The sequence below is a fragment of the Trueperaceae bacterium genome (assembly GCA_036381035.1).
Taxonomy (GTDB): domain Bacteria; phylum Deinococcota; class Deinococci; order Deinococcales; family Trueperaceae; genus DASRWD01.
In genome coordinates, this window is record DASVDQ010000113.1 from 1 (window position 1) to 16944 (window position 16944).

16 protein-coding genes and 1 pseudogene are annotated in these 16944 nt (G+C 72.1%); 8 read left to right on the forward strand and 9 right to left on the reverse strand.

Annotation, left to right across the window (positions count from 1 at the left end; all coding sequences use genetic code 11):
* From VF202_13495 to VF202_13525, 7 genes are all read left to right on the forward strand, one after another.
* Positions 1-387 (forward strand): hypothetical protein (locus VF202_13495; protein HEX7041127.1); only part of this gene is annotated, 387 nt, incomplete at its 5' end.
* Between the two features lie 140 nt (positions 388-527).
* Complete coding sequence (locus VF202_13500; GenBank protein ID HEX7041128.1) at positions 528-1673, forward strand: nitrilase-related carbon-nitrogen hydrolase; 1146 nt, start codon at positions 528-530, stop codon at positions 1671-1673.
* Between the two features lie 77 nt (positions 1674-1750).
* Complete coding sequence (locus VF202_13505; protein HEX7041129.1) at positions 1751-1933, forward strand: hypothetical protein; 183 nt, start codon at positions 1751-1753, stop codon at positions 1931-1933.
* Positions 1934-1956: 23 nt separating this feature from the next.
* Positions 1957-2337, forward strand: coding sequence for a VOC family protein (locus VF202_13510; GenBank protein HEX7041130.1), 381 nt, complete (start codon positions 1957-1959; stop codon positions 2335-2337).
* A 44-nt stretch (positions 2338-2381) separates the two neighbouring features.
* On the forward strand, positions 2382-3197 hold the full coding sequence (locus VF202_13515) for an isocitrate lyase/phosphoenolpyruvate mutase family protein (protein HEX7041131.1): 816 nt from the start codon (positions 2382-2384) through the stop codon (positions 3195-3197).
* A 114-nt stretch (positions 3198-3311) separates the two neighbouring features.
* Positions 3312-6056: a tetratricopeptide repeat protein gene (locus VF202_13520; GenBank protein HEX7041132.1), complete on the forward strand. Its 2745-nt coding sequence runs from the start codon at positions 3312-3314 to the stop codon at positions 6054-6056.
* Between the two features lie 63 nt (positions 6057-6119).
* Positions 6120-7625, forward strand: coding sequence for a hypothetical protein (locus VF202_13525; protein HEX7041133.1), 1506 nt, complete (start codon positions 6120-6122; stop codon positions 7623-7625).
* On the opposite strand, the gene VF202_13530 is transcribed toward VF202_13525, so the two are convergent.
* From VF202_13530 to VF202_13565, 8 genes and pseudogenes are all read right to left on the reverse strand, one after another.
* Positions 7614-7772, reverse strand: coding sequence for a serine hydrolase (locus VF202_13530; GenBank protein ID HEX7041134.1), 159 nt, complete (start codon positions 7770-7772; stop codon positions 7614-7616). The genes VF202_13525 and VF202_13530 overlap by 12 nt on opposite strands.
* A gap of 182 nt (positions 7773-7954) precedes the next feature.
* Complete coding sequence (locus tag VF202_13535; GenBank protein HEX7041135.1) at positions 7955-8419, reverse strand: DinB family protein; 465 nt, start codon at positions 8417-8419, stop codon at positions 7955-7957.
* Positions 8420-8629: 210 nt separating this feature from the next.
* Positions 8630-11020 (reverse strand): BspA family leucine-rich repeat surface protein, encoded by a 2391-nt coding sequence (locus VF202_13540; GenBank protein HEX7041136.1) that lies wholly within the window; start codon positions 11018-11020, stop codon positions 8630-8632.
* A complete protein-coding gene (locus VF202_13545) occupies positions 11017-11484 on the reverse strand; it encodes a hypothetical protein (GenBank protein HEX7041137.1) in 468 nt (155 codons plus the stop codon). The genes VF202_13540 and VF202_13545 overlap by 4 nt, the downstream gene beginning before the upstream one ends.
* A 569-nt stretch (positions 11485-12053) precedes the next feature.
* Entirely contained in the window at positions 12054-12449 is a 396-nt protein-coding gene (gene crcB, locus VF202_13550; GenBank protein HEX7041138.1) for a fluoride efflux transporter CrcB, read from the reverse strand.
* 77 nt (positions 12450-12526) lie between these two features.
* Complete coding sequence (locus VF202_13555) at positions 12527-13006, reverse strand: HEAT repeat domain-containing protein (GenBank protein ID HEX7041139.1); 480 nt, start codon at positions 13004-13006, stop codon at positions 12527-12529.
* A gap of 251 nt (positions 13007-13257) precedes the next feature.
* The gene (locus VF202_13560; GenBank protein ID HEX7041140.1) at positions 13258-14802 is read right to left on the reverse strand and encodes a DHA2 family efflux MFS transporter permease subunit; all 1545 of its coding nucleotides are present in this window, start codon (positions 14800-14802) and stop codon (positions 13258-13260) included.
* Between the two features lie 375 nt (positions 14803-15177).
* Positions 15178-15522 (reverse strand): annotated as a pseudogene (locus VF202_13565) (alpha/beta fold hydrolase).
* Positions 15523-15788: 266 nt separating this feature from the next.
* On the opposite strand from VF202_13565, the gene VF202_13570 reads away from it, so the two are divergent.
* Complete coding sequence (locus tag VF202_13570) at positions 15789-16394, forward strand: dihydrofolate reductase family protein (protein ID HEX7041141.1); 606 nt, start codon at positions 15789-15791, stop codon at positions 16392-16394.
* On the opposite strand, the gene VF202_13575 is transcribed toward VF202_13570, so the two are convergent.
* The coding region (locus VF202_13575; protein HEX7041142.1) for a dihydrofolate reductase family protein at positions 16384-16944 on the reverse strand (561 nt) is incomplete at its 5' end. The two genes, VF202_13570 and VF202_13575, sit on opposite strands and share 11 nt — an antisense overlap.

A 16944-nucleotide genomic window follows, 5' to 3' on the forward strand; every position in this document is an offset into this window, starting at 1 on the left:
GTAGCGGTCGTCGACTTCGTCTTCGTAGGAGGGGGAGGCACGTTCAACGTGGCGACGATCGATACGGCGATGGGTACGGATCAGGACATGGGGACCAACAACATCAACCTCGCTTTCGACTTCACCCAGCTGCAGTTCGAGCCCGCCAAGGTCACATTGGACTTCCTGGACCTGGGCGGCTTCGAGAACCTCGCCGTCAACGGCAGTACCTTGTTCGCCGGCGAGCTCTCCGCGGCACCGGCCACCGTCGGTGGCGCGACCGTGACGGTCACCACGACGCCCGTTCCCGGCGGGGTCTCGGGCACGCTCGAGCTCACCGGCGCGATCGACATGGTCCAGGTGGGTGGCCAAGAGTTCTGGCTCGACGACGTCTGCGCGAGCAGATAGTCCTCGGGTCGGGATCGGCTCGCCCTGTTGCCGGGCAGTCTCCAACCCTTGCCCGGCTTCTTGCCGTGCGGTTGAGCGATGCCGTGCGTCAGGCAGGAGGACCGGCGAACCTCGGGTGGCGAAGGCGTAAGAATGGGTCGTTGAACAGAGCCTCGAACCGGCGACCGCATCACCTGGGACCCCTGCGCTCCGCGGTGCTCCTGCTGTGCCTCTCGCCGCTCGGCAGCAGTCTCGCGAGCGCCCAGGCCGGCTCCGAGCCGCCGACCCACATCCAGCTCGTGGCGGTGCAGATGCGCCTCGAGCTGGACGACTACTGGACCAGGGAGGCGTTCGAGCGCAGGATCCGTGCGGAGATGGACGCCGTGGCGTCGGCCACGGACCCCGCGCTGCCGACGCTCGTGGTGTTCCCGGAGGACGTCGGGCTGATGCTCGTGGTGCAGGGCATGGAGCGGCGCCTAGCCGGCATCGACTCCATCGCCACCGCGATCGAGACGGCCGTCAGGGCGAGCACCGTGCCCCTGCTGTGGACGCGGCTCATCCGCCGGACGAGCTGGGTGCCCGCGCTGCTGCTGAGGAAGAACCGGCAGATCGCCGAGACGTACTTCGAGGTGTTCTCGGCCGCGGCTCGCGACCACGGCGTCTACCTGGTGGCGGGCTCGGTGCCGCTGCCGCCCTACCGCATCGAGGACGGCGAGGTGCTGTGGCAGCGCGGGCCCTTGCGCTACCGCGTCCACAACACCGCGTACCTGTTCGGTCCAGACGGGAGCGTGATCGGCAAGCAGGACAAGGTGGAGCTCATCGAGCTCGAGCGCGAGGCGGCGCTGAGCCTCGAGCCGGGTTCCCTGGACGACCTGCGGGTGTACGACACGCCCCTCGGGCGCATCGGCATCGCCATCTGCCTGGACGCCTTCGACCCCGAGGTCGTCGACCGCCTGACCGAGCTGGGCGCCCAGGTCCTGGTGCAGCCGTCGGCGAACCCCGCCCCGTGGGACGAGTGGCAGCAGGGCGACTGGCTGCGCGGCAGCCACCGGCAGACCGCGGTGGACGGGCGCTTCGCCTACGCCGTCAACCCGATGCTCACAGGGCCGCTCTGGGACATCGCCTTCTACGGGCAGTCGGCGATCTTCGCGCGCGGCGCGCCGAACGAAGGCCTTGGGTACGCGAGCCTCGACCCCATGGACGGTTTCGTCGCGGTGGCCGGCTCCGACGACGGCGAGGAGGTGCTGGTGGCCGTGGTGCCGCATCCGGACCTGGTTGACTCTGGCGGGGGCGCGTCGACCCCGTAGCTGCGTCGCTCCGGACGTCGCGGCTGCTGAAGCTGGGTCTGCTTCGCCGGTAACCTGTGTTCTCACGGGGGTAGCCCTTGCTGATCCGCGCGGCCAAGCCGGAGGACGCCCTGGCGATCGGCCGGGTCCACGTGGACCCCTGGCGCACGACCTACCGCGGCCTGCTGCCCGACGCGGTGCTCGCCGCACTCTCCGTCGAGCAGCGCGCGGGGGAGATGCCGATAGCTATCGCCGGCGGGGCTTACACCGAGGTCGCCTAAGCTGCCCTAGGGAGGGAAGAGGCGTGAAGATCACGAGTTCCGCGGTCTCGCTCAACGTCGCTGACGTCGAGGGCTCGGCTCGGTTCGCCCGCGACCACCTGGGGTTCGCCACGGAGATGGAGGCCGACGGCTTCGTCTCGCTGGCCAGGGATGACGCGGGCTTCAACCTGGTCTTCCTGCGCACCGGCCTGGAGACGTTCAGGCCGAGGGAGGTCGCGGGCAGCGCCGGGACCGGGCTGCTCGTCGTCTTCGTCGTGGAGGACATAGACGAGCAGTACGAGCGCCTGCGCAGCGCAGGGGTCGCCGTCGTCACGCCCATCGAGACCGAGCCGTGGGGCGAACGCTACTTCCAGGTAAAGGACCCGAACGGCATCGTCTACCAGCTCGTGCAGTGGGTGGGCTAGGCGCGGTGGAAGGCGACGAGAAGGTGGCCGCGAGGAGCCCCGGCTTGGACCAGGTCCGCCTCGCCAAGCGCTTCCATGACCTACACCGGGCGCCGGAGCTGCTGGTGCTGCCCAACGCGTGGGACGCCGGCAGCGCGGTCATGTTCGAGCGGGCGGGTTTCCCCGCCGTGGGCACGACCAGCGCCGGCATCGCCTACAGCCTCGGCTACCCGGACGGCCAGCGGCTCTCGTTCGACGAGCTGCTGGCGGCGCAGGCGGCGATCGCCAGGCGGCTGACGGTGCCATTGACCGTCGACGTCGAGGCCGGGTACGGGTCGAGCCCCGAGGAGGTCGCGGCGAACGTGGAGCTCGTGATCGCCGCGGGCGCCGTGGGGGTCAACGTCGAGGACGGCCGCGACGGCGCCCTCGCCGACGTGGCGCTGCAGGTCGAGGTCATCGCTGCCGTCGGGGAGCTCAAGGCCCGGACGGGAGTGCCGTTCGTGATAAACGCGCGCACCGACAGCTACTGGCTCGGCCTGGGCGACGAGGCCTCGCAGCTCGAGGAGTCCGTCCGGCGGGGCAACGCGTACCTGGAGGCCGGCGCGGACTGCGTGTTCGTGCCCGGCGGGTTCGGGTCGGACGTGATCGCGACCCTCGTCGCGGAGATCGACGGCCCGCTCAACGTGATCGCCTCGCCCGCCTGCCCCTCGCCGCGGGAGCTGCAGGAGCTGGGGGTCGCCCGCCTGAGCACGGGCTCGGCCCCCGTGCGAGCGGCGCTGGGCCTCGTGAGGGACATCGCCCGTGCGCTCAGGGGCGGCGACCTGGCCTGGGTGCGAGACGTGACGCTCAGCTACGGCGAGGCCAACGCGCTGTTCGAGTAGCGGCGCCGCCTCCCGCCGCGCGGCGCGCCCTCCGCGACCCGGCCAGGAGCCCCAGTGAGTCGCCCAGGATACGTGGGCCTCGCGCGGTGAGGCCCTAGACAACGCAGGTCAGTGGTGAGCACCCAGCCAACGCCGCGAGTCATCCGCACTCCGGACCAGCGCCTGCGCGTGTTCGTGAGCTCGACCCTCGAGGAGCTGGCGGCCGAGCGACAGGCGGCTAAGGCGGCCATCGCCCGCCTGAACCTCACGCCCGTCATGTTCGAGCTGGGCGCCAGGCCGCACCCGCCGCGCGAGCTCTACCGGGCGTACCTCGAGCAGAGCCACGTCTTCGTGGGCATCTACTGGCAGCGCTACGGCTGGATCGCGCCGGGGGAGGAGGTCTCGGGGCTGGAGGACGAGTACCTCCTCTCGGGCGACAGGCCCAAGCTCATCTACGTCAAGAGGCCCGCCCCCGAGCGCGAGCCGCGGCTCGCCGAGCTCTTCGCCCGGATCCGAGACGACGACAAGGTCTCCTACAAGGCGTTCGAGCGCCCCGAGGACCTGCGGGAGCTCCTAGAGAACGACCTGGCCGTGCTGCTCAGCGAGCGCTTCGAGGCGGCGAGGCCCGCGGCCGAGGCGCGCGTCGACAACCTGCCGCGGCCCTTCGCGCCGCTCGTCGACCGCGAGGAGGAGCGCAGAGCGGTCCGCGAGCTGCTACTGCGGGAGGACACGGCGCTGGTCACGCTGACCGGGCCCGCCGGGACGGGCAAGTCCCGTCTGGCGCTGCAGCTCGGGATCGACCTGCGCGGCCGCTTCGCGGCGGGCGCCTGCTGGGTCTCGCTGGCGTCCGTCCGCGACCCGGACCTGCTCGTCCCGGAGGTCGCCCAGGCGCTGGACCTGCGCGAGGCGACGGGCAGCCAGCCGCTGGCGGAGCGCCTCCACAAGCACCTGCGCGACGAGGAGCTCCTGCTCGTGCTCGACAACTTCGAGCAGATCGTCGACGCGGCCACCGCCGTCACGGCGCTGCTCTCGCGCTGCCCGCGGCTCAAGGTGCTCGTCACCAGCCGCACGCCCCTGCGGGTGCGCGGCGAGCACGTGTTCCAGGTCGCGCCGCTGGCCCTGCCGCAGGCTACCTCCAGCCCCGAACGGGTCGCGTCCGCCCCTGCCGTGGAGCTGTTCCTCGAGCGGGCCAGGTCCGTCAGCCCGGGCTTCGCCTTGACGGCCGAGAACGCCGCCGTCGTTGCCGAGGTCTGCCGTCAGCTCGACGGTCTGCCGCTGGCCATCGAGCTGACCGCCGCGCGCCTCAGGCTCTTCTCGGCGCGGGCGCTGCTGGAACGCCTCACGAGCCACCGGGGTGCGCGACCGGACGTCCCCACGGCCGGAGCCCGCGACCTGCCGGCCAGGCAACGCTCGCTGCGCCGCGCGCTCGACTGGAGCCACGACCTGCTCGACGACCAGGCGAAGAGGTTCTTCCGCCGCATGGCGGTGTTCGCGGGCGGCTGGACGCTCGAGGCGGCGGAGGCCGTGGGGAACGCCGACGACGACCTTGGCATCGAGGTGGTCGAGGAGCTGCAGGCCCTGCAGGACATGAGCCTGCTGACCCGCTGGGACCCGCCGGGCGGCGAGCCTCGCTTCGGCATGCTGAGGACGGTCCAGGAGTACGCCCACGAGCTCCTCGTCGAGAGCGGCGAGGCCGAGCAGGTGCGCCGCCGTCACGCCGAGTACTTCCTGGCCCTGGCCGAGCGGGCGGAGGCCGAGCTGCTCCGCCCGGGCCGCGAGCCCTGGCTGGCGCGGCTCGTCCAGGAGCACGACAACCTGCGCGCCGCGCTCTCCTGTAGCCTGGCCGCCGACCGCAGGCTGGGGCTGCGGCTGGCGGGCGCCCTCGGTTACTTCTGGCTGATCCAGAGCCACTTCAGCGAGGGCCGTCGCTGGCTGCAGCTGCTGCTCGAGGACCGCGCCGGCCTGGGGCGCACCGCTGAGGTGGCCCGCGCCCTGGCGTTCGCCGGGAGCCTGGCATGGAGGCAGGGGGACGCGGCCGAGGGTGAGCGGCTCCTCGAGGAGAGCGTCGCGATGTGCCGCGAGCTGGGAGACGACGCGTTGTCCGGCTTCGCGCTCTCCCACCTGGGCCTGACGGAGCTCGCGCTGGGGCGCCCCGCCGACGCTCACGCCCGCTTCGCGGAGGGGCTGGAGCACTACCGCGCCGCCGGGCACGCGTGGGGCATCGCGTTCAGCCTGGTATGGCTCGGCACCACCACGCGCACAGGAGGCGACCCCAGGCGCGCCCTGGCGCTGCACGCGGAGAGCCTGGTGCGGGCGCGCGAGCTCGACGACCCCTGGCTACTGGCCTCGGCGCTCGATGGCCTGGCGGACCTGCGCCTGGCGCTGGGTCAGGCGGAGGCGGCCGTGCCGCTGTACGAGGAGGCGAACCAGCTCTTCCGCCGCGTCGGCGACCGCCACGCCCTGGCCTGGGGCGTCTCCAGCCTGGCGTTCGCGCTGCTGCGGCTGGGGGAGCATCGGCGCGCCCAAGCGCTGTTCGAGGAGACCCTCGCGCTCGGCCGCGAGTACCACAACCCCACGCTGGCGCTGCTCTACCTCACGGGCATGGCCGGCATCGCCACGCTCCGCGCCCAGGAGCTGCCTCCGGAGAAGCGGATGGAGGCACGCCTGCGGGCGGCGCGGGTCTTCGGCGCCGTGGACAACCTCCGCCGGGAGCTCAGGGCGGCGATGTGGCAGGCGTTCCGCACCACGTCCGAGGAGCTGCTGGCGGCCGCGCGCTCGGACGTGGACGCCGCGGCCTGGGACGCCGCCTTCGCCGCAGGCGGCGAGATGTCGCTCGAGCGGGCCATCGCCTACGCCGCCGAGACGGGCGCGGCGGTCTGACGGCGCGAAGCGGTCCGGGCAAGCGCGCCGCCGCGTCCCGACGGCGGCGTCCGGAGGTAACAGATGAGACCCATCGAGGCCCTGCTGCTGCTGGCCAACCTGCTGACGTTCGTGGCCCTCGTCGTGCCCTGGCTCCGCGCGCTGGGCCTGGCGGGCTACCTGGCGGGGGCCGCGGCGCTTGTCGCCGCGGCGCAGGTGCTGCTCGAAGGCTACCGCTGGCAGATGGTGCCGGCGTACGCGCTGACCGCGGCGCTCCTCCTGGCGTGGCGGCTGCGGCGCCCGGCGCCGGCGGGACCGCCCGTGCTGCGGGCGGTCGCCTACGCGGCCGCTGCCCTCGGCGCGCTGGCGCTGGTCCTGGCCGTGGCGCTGCCGGCGATCCTCCCCGTGTTCGTCTTCCCGCGGCCGAGCGGGCCGCACGCCATCGGCACGCTCACCTACCACTGGGTCGACGAGGGGCGCGAGGACGTGTTCACCGCCGACCCTGACGACCGCCGCGAGCTCGTCGTGCAGGTCTGGTACCCGGCCGTGGACGACCCGTCCGCGCCGCGCGCCCCTTACATGCAGGACGCCGGCGCCCTCACCACCTGGATCGCGTGGCTGCTCCACGTCCGCGTGCCCGGGTTCCTCTCGGGAGAGTTCACGTCGGTCACGACCAACGCCGTGGCGGGGGCGCCGGCCGCGCGAGCCGGGGGCGGTTTCCCGGTCGTGGTCTTCGTCGAGGGACTGTCCGCCTTCCGGCAGATGAACACGTACCAGGTCGAGGAGCTGGTCTCGCACGGCTACGTCGTCGTGGGCATCGACCAGCCGCACGTCGCGGCGTCAGTGGCGCTGCCCGACGGACGGCGGGTGGTGGGGCTGCCGAAGGACGAGATCTGGCCGCTCGTCGCACCGAGCCTGGGCCCGGTCGAGGACCCGCCGACGCTGCACGGCCGGGCTCTCGCGGGCGGCATCGTCCCCTACCTGGCGCAGGACGTCGAGTTCGCGCTCGACCGCGTCGCCGCCCTCGACGGGTCGGACCCGCTCCTCGCGGGCAGGCTCGACCTGGGGCACGTCGGCGTGATCGGCATCTCCATGGGCGGGGTAGTCGCGCCGGAGGCCTGCCGCCTCGACCCGCGCTTCCGCGCCTGCCTGCTGATGGAGGCCCCGGTGCCCGCCGACGTCGTCGCTGACGGCCTGGACCAGCCGACCCTGCTGCTCATCAGCGACGCCGAGACGATGCGCCGCGCCGGCTGGTCGCCGGAAGACATCGCCCAGCACCAGGGCACGATGCGCGCGCTGTTCGAGGGCGTACGAGGCGGCGGCTACTGGGTGCAGGTGCGCGGCACGTACCACCTCAACCTCACCGACGCGCCGCTGCTCCTCGGCGTGCCGCTGCGGGCGCTGGGCCTCCTCGGCCCTATCGACGTGGGCGAGGCGCACGACATCGTCAAGGCCTACACCGTGGCGTTCTTCGACAGGCACCTGAAGGGGCTGCCCGCGCCGCTGCTCGACCGTCCGTCACCGTACCCGGAGGTGGCGTTCGAGTCGCGCGGTCCGCGGGGCGTGGACGGGACCGTGTCACTGCCCTAGCTCGGTCGCGACGCCAAGGGCCCTCCCGCCGCCGGCCGTAGCGGCGGCGAGCTGCAGCACGACGGTCGCCACCAGCGTCTTGCCGATGCTCCCGGCGCGGAAGCGCATGTCCGCTGTGACGGCCGCGCCCGTCTCCAGGTCGGCCACGCCGGCGGCGCCGGCCTAGGCGTTCCCGTCGCCGCGCCGGACGGCCAGGATCGCGCCCTGGAACGGTGTGTCGGGGCTGGCGAGCGCGGCCTCGAGCGCGGCCAGCCGGGCGGAGTTGCTCGGTGGCCTGGCCTCTGGAGGGTGACGCAGCTCTCGCCCGGGCGCTTGCCGGGAGAGCCGCTTCAGTCCCGGGGCGGCGGCCAGGCGCCCAAGAGCTGCCTGAGCAGCACGACCCGGCCGAGGTGGTAGGCGGTGTGCACCGCCAGGAACTCGAGCCCGTCGCGCCACCTCAGGTCGAGCTCCTCGTAGCCGGGCTCGTGCGTCTCCAGCCATCCCTGCTCGTGCGACAGGCTCACGGCGCGCCGCGACGCAGCGAGGAACGACGTCACGAGCTCACGCCACTCGTCCTCGTCGGCGGGCGAGGGCGACGCCGGGAAGTGCTCGGCGAGCGGCCACGACTCGAGCGCGACGCGGCCGTGGTCGAGCGAGCGCCTGAGCACCTCCGCGACGTGCCACAGCTCCTGGTAGATGGAGTGCCTAGCGCCGCAGGGACGCGCGCTCAGCTGCTCGAGCGAGAGGCCGCGCAGCAGGACCTCGCGCGGCGCGAAGGCCCCGCTGAGCAGCAGGTCGTCCCACTGGTCGAACACCGGTGCTCATCATGCACCACGCGCGAAGGACCCCGAAGCCGGTGCGAGTGCCGGCGCGCAGCGCGCCCGCAGCCGCGTCCGTCCCGGACCCCGGAACGTCGGCGGCTGCGAGCGGCGACAGGCCCTCACCGTCGGCCAGATCGGGCGGTTCAGTCACTCGCGCCTCGGCGGGTGGAGCGAACTGCCAGGGCACGAAGGCGGAGCCTCACGTCACTGACCGCTCCCTTTCTCGTCGGCGCAGGGTGCGCTGTCACCCCAACGCGGTCTCGGGAGGCTCCAGTTGGTGGCCCCTTCATCGAAATCGAAGGGAGGTACTACGATCTGCTCCACACACCAACCGCTGAGGTCTTGGTCGAAGGATCTGGCGTCGCGGAACATGAGGTCCATACGGTCGACTTCTCTGGTGTTCCACCCGCTGATGTCTTGGTTGAAGATGAACGCTCCTTCGAACATGGAGTTCATGTCGTCGACGTTGCTGGTGTTCCACGCGCCGATGTTCTGGTCGAAGGCCGCGGCCTCGGTGAACATGTGATGCATGTGTTCTACCTGGCTGGTGTTCCACGCGCCGATGTTCTGGTTGAAGGCCGCAGCCCGGTAGAACATGTAGCTCATGTCCTTCACGTTGCCGGTCTCCCAAGCGCTGATGTCCTGGTTGAAGGCCCAAGCGCCACTGAACATGCTGGACATGTTCTCCACATGACTCGTGTCCCACTTCGTGATGTCGCCATCGAACGAGGCGGCGCTCAAGAACATGCCCGTCATGTCTCTCACGTTGGAGGTGACCCAACCCCGCAGGTCCTGGTTGAAGGCGAGGGATTGCACGAACATGTACCTCATGCTCGTCACTTGGCCGGTGTCCCAGGTCCCGATGGGCTGGTCGAACGCGCTCGCAGTGTGGAACATGAACGACATGTCGGTCACCTGACCGGTGTCCCAACCGCTGATGTCCTGGTTGAACCGCGTTGCGCCGTAGAACATGCCCGAGAGGTCCGTGACTGTCGCGCGGATGTGGTCCGGAACGCTCGTCAGGTTGGCGGCTCCGTGGAAGGCGAAGGAGAGGCTGGTTAGCGGCATGTCGCCCCAGGAGACGAGGGCTTCGATGGCCGCGGCGTTCTCGTAGGGTGCGAGCCAGTCCCCGGTTCCCAGCCGCGCTGCGCCCGTCGGAGCGCCTGTGACGTTGACGACGTAGGCGTCGGCGTCGGCGTAGGCGTGCTTGGGCCCGGCGGGGTCGTCGACGGTCTCGCTCGTGCCGTCGCCCCAGTGGACCGTGAACTGGCCATCAGCGTAGATGGGGAGTTGGAACGTGGTGCCTGTGACGCCCGAGAGGCGCAGGTCGATCTGGAGCGACAGAGCTGGGTCCACGGTCAGTTGGAGGCTCGCGGCGGAGCTCGGGTCGGCGACGCTCCTGGCGGTGATGGTCACCGTGCCGTCCTCGCGCGTCTCCACCCGCCCGTCCGCGTCGACGACGGCGACGTCCTCGTCGCTGCTCTCCCAGGTCACCGCCTTGCTGAGCGTTCCGGCGACGTCGACGTCGGCGTCGAGGTCGAAGCTCATGCCGGGGCAGAGGTCGCCCAAGCCGTCGGGAACGGAGAGGCTGAGGCCCAGGACGCGGTCCTGGCCGGTGATGGTCACCGTGACCTCGCCGTCGACGGTGGTCCCCACGGCGTCCCGGACCGTGTAGGTGAAGGTGTCGGTGGCGCTGTCGGCGCTGCCGAGGTGGTCGTAGGCGGTGCCAGGGTCGTAGGTGACGGTGTCGCCGCTGAGGGTGACGCGGCCGGTCGGCCCGACGGCCGTCACGGTGAGCCCTTCTCCGACGTCGTTGGCGAGGAGGTCGGCGACGCTGATCACCAGCGGCAGGTCAGCTATGTTCACGCTGGCCGTATCGGGGCTGGCCTGCGGCGGCACGTACCCCACGTGGAAGGCGAGCTCGGTCTTGGACTCCCGGCCTTCGCTGTCCCTGACCGTGAGCGCGGCGCTGACGTCGCCCTCGCTCAAGTAGGTGTGGGCCACGTGCCCGTTCCGGCAGTCCCCCGGCGTCACCGGGTCGCCGCCGTCTCCCGGGTCCAGGCTGCACGTCAGGTCGAGCCCCTCGGGGCTCTGCGCCTGCCACGTGAAGGTGACCGGCTTGCCGGCCCTCACGCTCTCGGTGTCGAGCGCGAAGCCCGCTACCGCGGGGGCGGGGTCGTAGCAGGTGACGACGCCTTCCTTCGTCACGACCCGGCCGTCCGGTAGCCGCAGGGTCAGGTCACCGGGTCCGCTCTGCTGGTGGCCCTCGAGCGTGCCGGTGACGGTGTCGCCTTCGCGGACGGTGACGCGGCCGGCGGGCGGCAGGGAGATGGTCTTCAGCTCGCCCTGGACCTGCAGGTCCTCGAGCTGGGCGCCGCAGAGGGTGGCGCTGAGTTCCGCGGGGAAGCCGACGCTCGTTACGGGTTGGAAGAGGTTGGCGCCGGTGATGGTGATGTGGGCGCCCTCGCGGGAGACCGCTGCCGGCGTGACGTTCGAGACGCTGGCTTCCCCCAGCGGTGAGCCGCCGGAACCTCCACAAGCCGCCAAGGCCAAGCCTGCCAGGGCCACGGCCGCCAGGCGTGTCCCGCTCCTCACCGCCACCCTCCCGGCTCGTAGCTGAGGCCGAGCGCGAGGCGGAGGCCGGTGGCGAGGGCGTTGCCCGCCACGACCACCTCGCCGTAGGCACCCAGGGGCCCGGTGAGGTGGACGTTCGCGCCCGCGAGCGCGTGCGCGGACAGGACCGCCGAGAGGCCGGGGCTGGTGAGGAACGCCACCCCGGCCCCGGCGCCGACGTACGTGCGGATGTCCGCGGCACCGGGGTCGCTGAGGACGTAGGTGGCGCTGAGACCGGGGAGGCCGGTGAAGGAGTAGGTGAGGTCGGCCCGCACGGCGTGTCGCGCCGCCCCGGCCTCGAACAGGGGGAGCGTGACGTTGAGGTCGGCCGTCAGGTCGAGAGGGTCGAGGCCGACACCGAAGGCGGCGGCGCCCTGCGCCGCGGCCACGTTCAGGGCCGAGGCGCACAAGGCGATCGTCGCGAACAGGCGGAGGGGGTGTCTCAAGCGTTCCTCCTGTGAGCGATCTCCCCGATCGATGTTGTGTAAGCGGATCATACATTTGCGCCGCCCGTCACGGTAGGAGGACGGCCCGGCAGGCGAGGCCGCCTGGTCCGACCCAGAGCTCGGGGCTACCTGCGGAGGTAGGGCCCAGTATCGAGAGCGCCCACCGTGCCGAATGCACCCGGGGCGCAGGGGGCCGGAAGCGCGCCGAGGCCCCACGCGCTGACGGCACCTACCGCGCCGAGAGCACCGTCACCGCCGAGGCTGATGCCGGTGGCGACGAGGCGGTCGCGGTCCACGCGGTGCTCGGAGGCGACCTTCTCGACGAGCGCCTTCACCGCCGGGAGCTGCGGCGACCAGTCGTGGCCGGCTGGGCACTGCGGCGACACCACCACGGCGGGCAGCTCGAGCCCCTCCTCCAGCAGCCGCGGCAGCCCGCGGGCAGGTAGGGCAGGTAGCGCTGGGAGACGTGGAGCTCCGGGCGGACGGCGTGCTCGTGCTCGCTTCGCGTCATGCCGGAGGCCAACGCGACGCGGACCTCGCGGGCAGACGCCCGCCTGTCTTTCAGCCCGCTATGGCTCGGGCTGAAACGGTGAGGGGCCGAAGCGCAGCGCCGTCGCCCGGCCCATGACCAGGGCCAGGTAGCCGAGGACGAGGTTGGCGAGGACGTAGAGCGTGGCGCGGCTCCAGGCGCCCTCCCGGCCGAGCGTGTGGGCGTCGAGCGCGAAGCTGCTGAACGTGGTGAAGGCGCCGAGGAATCCCGTGCCGAGGGCGAGATACCAGGCGGGCGGAAGGAAGCTGAGCTGGCGGAGGCCGGAGAGCAGGCCTATCAGGTAGCAACCGACCACGTTCACGACGACGGTGCCGAGCGGGAACGAGCCGGGCGTCACGGCCTGCGACGCGGCGGTCACGAGGTAGCGGGACAAGGTGCCGAGCGCACCGCCGAGCATGAGGAAGACGATCGCCATGTGACCCCTCCGCGCCACCGACCCTGGCGTGCCGATCACGCCCGACAGGAGGGAAGGCGCTACGACGGCTCTGGAGTCTAACCGGTCGCGTCCGCGGGCCTGGCGCGACGCGTGTCGCGCGTCGTGCGCACCAGCGCCAGCTCGGCCGCCTCCCGGACGCGCCGATGCGGGTCCTCCAGCAGCGGCGCGATCTCCGACTCGAGGCCGGCGATGCGCAGGCGCCCGATGGTGCGGACCGCCGTCATCCTCACCCGCCAGTGGTCGTCGGCGAGCGCGCGCACGAGCCAGGGGCCGACGCTCTCGTCGCCCACGTAGGCGAGCGCCCGCGCCGCCCACGTGCGGGGCCAGTAGGCCAGCGCGGGGTCTTCGAGGTCGAGCCGTGCCGCGTGCCCGCGACCGATGTGCGCGAGCAGGCGCGGCCAGGGCTCGGCGCGCAGCTCGAGCGGCCTGACCTCTCCCGCGAGCAGCCTGGTGAGGCAGGAGATGGCGGCGTCCTCCCCCAGCTCGGCCACGAGGGCGCGGGCGCCGGCCTTGGGGGTCCAGCCCTGGTCGGCCATGGTCCGGAGACCATCATGGCGGGGTGAGGCCTTGGCGGCGCCAGCTTCGCGCCCGGCCCGGTCCGTCGGTGTGGGCGGGGGACCTGCGGACCCGCCTCGCGGTCGCTCAACCGCCGGTGCGCACGCCGAAGCGGCGGAAAGCGAGAGTGACGGTGACGGCGAGCAAGGCGAGGCTGGAGACGAACGCGGCCGCCGAGGACGGGGCCGGTGCCCAGCAGAACGGCGACGGCGAGGCAGAGGGCGGCCAGCTCTCAGTGCGCGGGGACCATCTCTTCCTCGGCGAGCTCGACGACCGCCGCTCCCTCGGCGGCAGCCTCGGCCTCGCTCCGGCCGGGCGCCTCGCTCTGGTCAGGCGCCACGCGCCTGAGGAACGGCGTCAGGGCGCCGGCGACGAGCGCGAACACCGCCCCCACGGCGAAGGCAGTGCGCAGGCCGGCGGCCTGGGCGAGCTGCGGCGACACCTCCCCGGCGAGCGCGGCGGCGCGGCTCGACATGACGGTCACCAGCAGCGCGACGCCCATCGCACCGCCCACCTGCTGGAGGGTGCTCATCATCGCGCTGCCGTGCGAGTAGAGGCGCGGCGGCAGCGGGTTCATCCCCGTCGTCATCAGGGGCGTGAACAGCAGCGCCATGCCCGAGGCCAGCAGCAGGTGGTAGGCGAGCAGCAGCGGCACGGCCGTCTCGGGGCCGATGGTGCTGAGGCGCCACAGCATGGCCGCGATCAGCCCGCCGCCGATGGTCGTGATGGGCACGGGACCGTAGCGGTCGAACAGGCGGCCGACGAACGGCGCGGCCAGGCCCATGATCGCCCCGCCCGGGAGCAGGAACAGTCCGGTCGCGAGGGAGCCGAACCCGCGCACGTTCTGCAGGTAGATGGGCAGCAGGATCATCGAGCCGAACAGCGCCATCATCGTGATCACCATGAGGCCGACGCTGAGCGAGAACATCCCGTGGCCGAAGACGCGCAGGTCCAGGAGCGGCGTGCCCGTCCGCTGCAGGCGGAGCTGGCGCAGGACGAAGGCTACGAGGCTCAGCCCGCCGACGACGATGGGGACGGTGACCTCGGGCCGGCCGAGCGCGCCGGACCCGTCTCCCGCCACGCTCACGCCGTAGACGAAGCCGCCGAAGCCGATGGCCGACAGCACGACGGAGAGCGGGTCGATCGAGCCGGGCGTCACCTCGCCGCCCCGCTCGAGCAGCCTCGAGCCCACCGCCAGGGCCGCGAGCGCGACGGGCAGCACCAGCAGGAACATGAACCGCCACGACAGCGCCTCGAGGATGATGCCGGACACCGTGGGCCCCAGCGCGGGGGCGACGGAGATGACGATGCTCACGGTGCCGATCACCCTGCCGCGGATCTCGGGCGGCACCAGCCGCAGGATCGTGGTCATGAGGAGCGGCATCATGACGGCGGTGCCGGTGGCCTGCACGACGCGGCCGACCAGCAGCGGCACGAAGCTGGGCGCCAGGCCGGCGACGAGCGTCCCCAGGCTGAACAGGCCCAGCGCCAGCGCGAACACGGACCTGGTCGTGAGGCGCTGGAGGACGAACCCCGTCATGGGGATCACGACGGCCATCGTCAGGAGGAACGCCGTCGAGAGCCACTGCACGGTGGTCGCGCTCACGTCGAGCTCGACCATCAGCCGTGGCAGGGCGACGTTCATGATCGTCTCGTTGAGGATGACGACGAACGCGGCGACCAGGAGGACCATGATCGTGCGCCAGTCGCGCGGGTCTACCCGCCGTTGGGACTCGTGTCGTGGGGAGTTGGGGACCGTGGCGGCCACGTCTGACATCTGTTGACCTCGTCTTCCTGGGAACCTCGCGAGCCGCCCCGTCGCGAGTGCCGCCCCAGCCCCCCAGCGGAGGGGCCGGTCGACATGGAGCGAGAGCTTACACCTGTGCGGCGGCGGCCGTGTCAAGTCGCGCGACTACGCTGGCCTGCGCCTCCCGGGGGTCCCGGGGCTAGCCGAGGAGGGCGTCGACCCTCCTGGCCGTCGCCACGACGAGCCGGACCCCGGACCCGACCTCGTCCGGCCGCGGGGGTCTGGGGCCGGAGAAGGCCGCCAACGTACGGGTGCGGCGGGCCTCGGCCGCCACGGCGGCACGGGACGCGAGCTGCGACTAGACGAGCCCCAACAGGACCTCGGCAAGCTCTTCCGGCCGCGTGATCATCGCGTCGTGTCCGGCCGCGCCGGCGGCACGGGAGCGTAGTCGCGCAGGGCCTTCCCGTCCTCCGGCAGGAAGGCGTCGAGGTACACCAGCTGTCCGATGCGTTCGGCAGCCACGGCGGTCGTCCCGGCGATCACCATGCCGCCGGAGCTGTGGCCGACCAGCACGACGTCGTGGAGGTCCTCGTACTCCAGCACCGCGGCGACGTCCCGGACGTGGGTATCGAGGTCTATGTCCGGGCCCAGCAGGTGCGAGCGCTCCCCCAGGCCGGTAAGCGTGGGGGTGAACACCTCGTGGCCGGCGGCCCGCAGCAGCGGCGTCACCTTCTTCCAGCACCAGCCTCCGTGCCACGCGCCCCGCTACCCGCCCAGCAGCTCCCTGCGCCTCTCCGACACGGCCTCGACCTCGCCGTCCACGGCCCCGAGGGTCTCGTCGGCGCCGCGCTCCTCGTCCGTGACGCCGGGCGGAGGCCAGCAGGAGCCTCATTGACACCCATCCCCGCGCTTGCTTGCATGGTGCGAGCGCTGGCGCGCGCGACCAGCCGTGGCCTGTCCTCGCCTCCGCTTGCTGCCTCCGGGGCGGCTCGCCCCGGCCGGAAGGAGACTGGCTCATGCAGGAGCTGATGATCGACTTCATCGTGTCGCTCGACGGCCACGGCGAGTCGGAGGGCTGGCCCGGGTTCTGGGGACTACAGGGGCCCGAGTACCTGGCTTGGCTGGAGCAGCAGCCGCCCACCGACTACGTGACGCTGATGGGCGCGAAGACCTACCGGCTCATGTCCGGCATGGCCGTCAAGGCCCAGGCCGGGGAGCTAGCCGTCGGCCCGGACGAGGAGGCCAGCCTGGCCACGCTCGCCCAGATGCCGATGGTCGTGTTCTCGGCGACCCTCGACGAGCCGCTGGTGTGGCCCAAGGCCAGGCTGGAGAGGCGCGACGCCGTCGAGGCGGTCGCGGAGCTGAAGCGCGAGAGCGAACTGCCGCTGCGGACCCTCGGCAGCGTGACCATGGCCCGCTCGCTGCTCTCCGCCGGCCTCGTCGACCGCCTGCGGCTGGTCGTGTTCCCGGTCATCACGGGGAAGACGGGACAGCGGCGGGTGTTCGACGACTACCCTGACGTCGCGCTCGAGCTGGTCGACAGCCGCCTCTTCGACGGCAGGCTGCAGCTCCTCGAGTACGTCCCGACGGTGCTCGAGGGGCCGCCCTCCGCTACTCGCTGACGTAGGAGAGCTTCACCGTCTCGGGGCCCACCCTCGCGACGTCGACGAGGCGCAGCGGCGGTCGTCCGCCGACGAAGAACGGCTTGCCGGCGCCGAGCACGTACGGCCTGAGGTAGAGGCGGTACTCGTCGATGAGCCCGAGGGCGGTGAGGCTGCCGGCGATCGTGGGCCCGGCCACGCCGATCTCGCCCTCGCGCTCGTCCTTGAGCCGTCTGGCGAACGCGCCCAGGTCCTCCTTCACGAGGGTGGCGTTGGGCCCGACCTCGCGCAGCGAACGCGACACCACCCACTTCGGCATCGCCTGCCAGGCGGCGGCGAACTCGCGCTCCGGCTCGTCCCACTCGGGCCGTTCCTCGTCCCAGTAGCGCATGATCCCGTACATCGTGGTGCCGTAGATGGTGCCTGACAGCCCCCTGGTCATCTCCACGAAGCTGTAGAAGAGCTCCGGGTCCGGCACGGGGAGCTCGAGCCTGCCGCTGGGCCCGTCGACGTAGCCGTCGAGCGACTGGGACATCTCGAACACGAGCCTCGCCATCCTCACGCCTCCTCG

What these genes read in the sequence shown, in the direction of transcription:
- VF202_13525 (HEX7041133.1), top strand. Translation starts at nt 6,120, where the DNA reads ATGAGACCCATCGAGGCCCTGCTGCTGCTGGCCAACCTGCTGACGTTC.
- crcB (HEX7041138.1), bottom strand. Translation starts at nt 12,449, where the DNA reads ATGGCGATCGTCTTCCTCATGCTCGGCGGTGCGCTCGGCACCTTGTCC.
- VF202_13555 (HEX7041139.1), bottom strand. Translation starts at nt 13,006, where the DNA reads ATGGCCGACCAGGGCTGGACCCCCAAGGCCGGCGCCCGCGCCCTCGTG.
- VF202_13560 (HEX7041140.1), bottom strand. Translation starts at nt 14,802, where the DNA reads ATGTCAGACGTGGCCGCCACGGTCCCCAACTCCCCACGACACGAGTCC.
- VF202_13570 (HEX7041141.1), top strand. Translation starts at nt 15,789, where the DNA reads ATGCAGGAGCTGATGATCGACTTCATCGTGTCGCTCGACGGCCACGGC.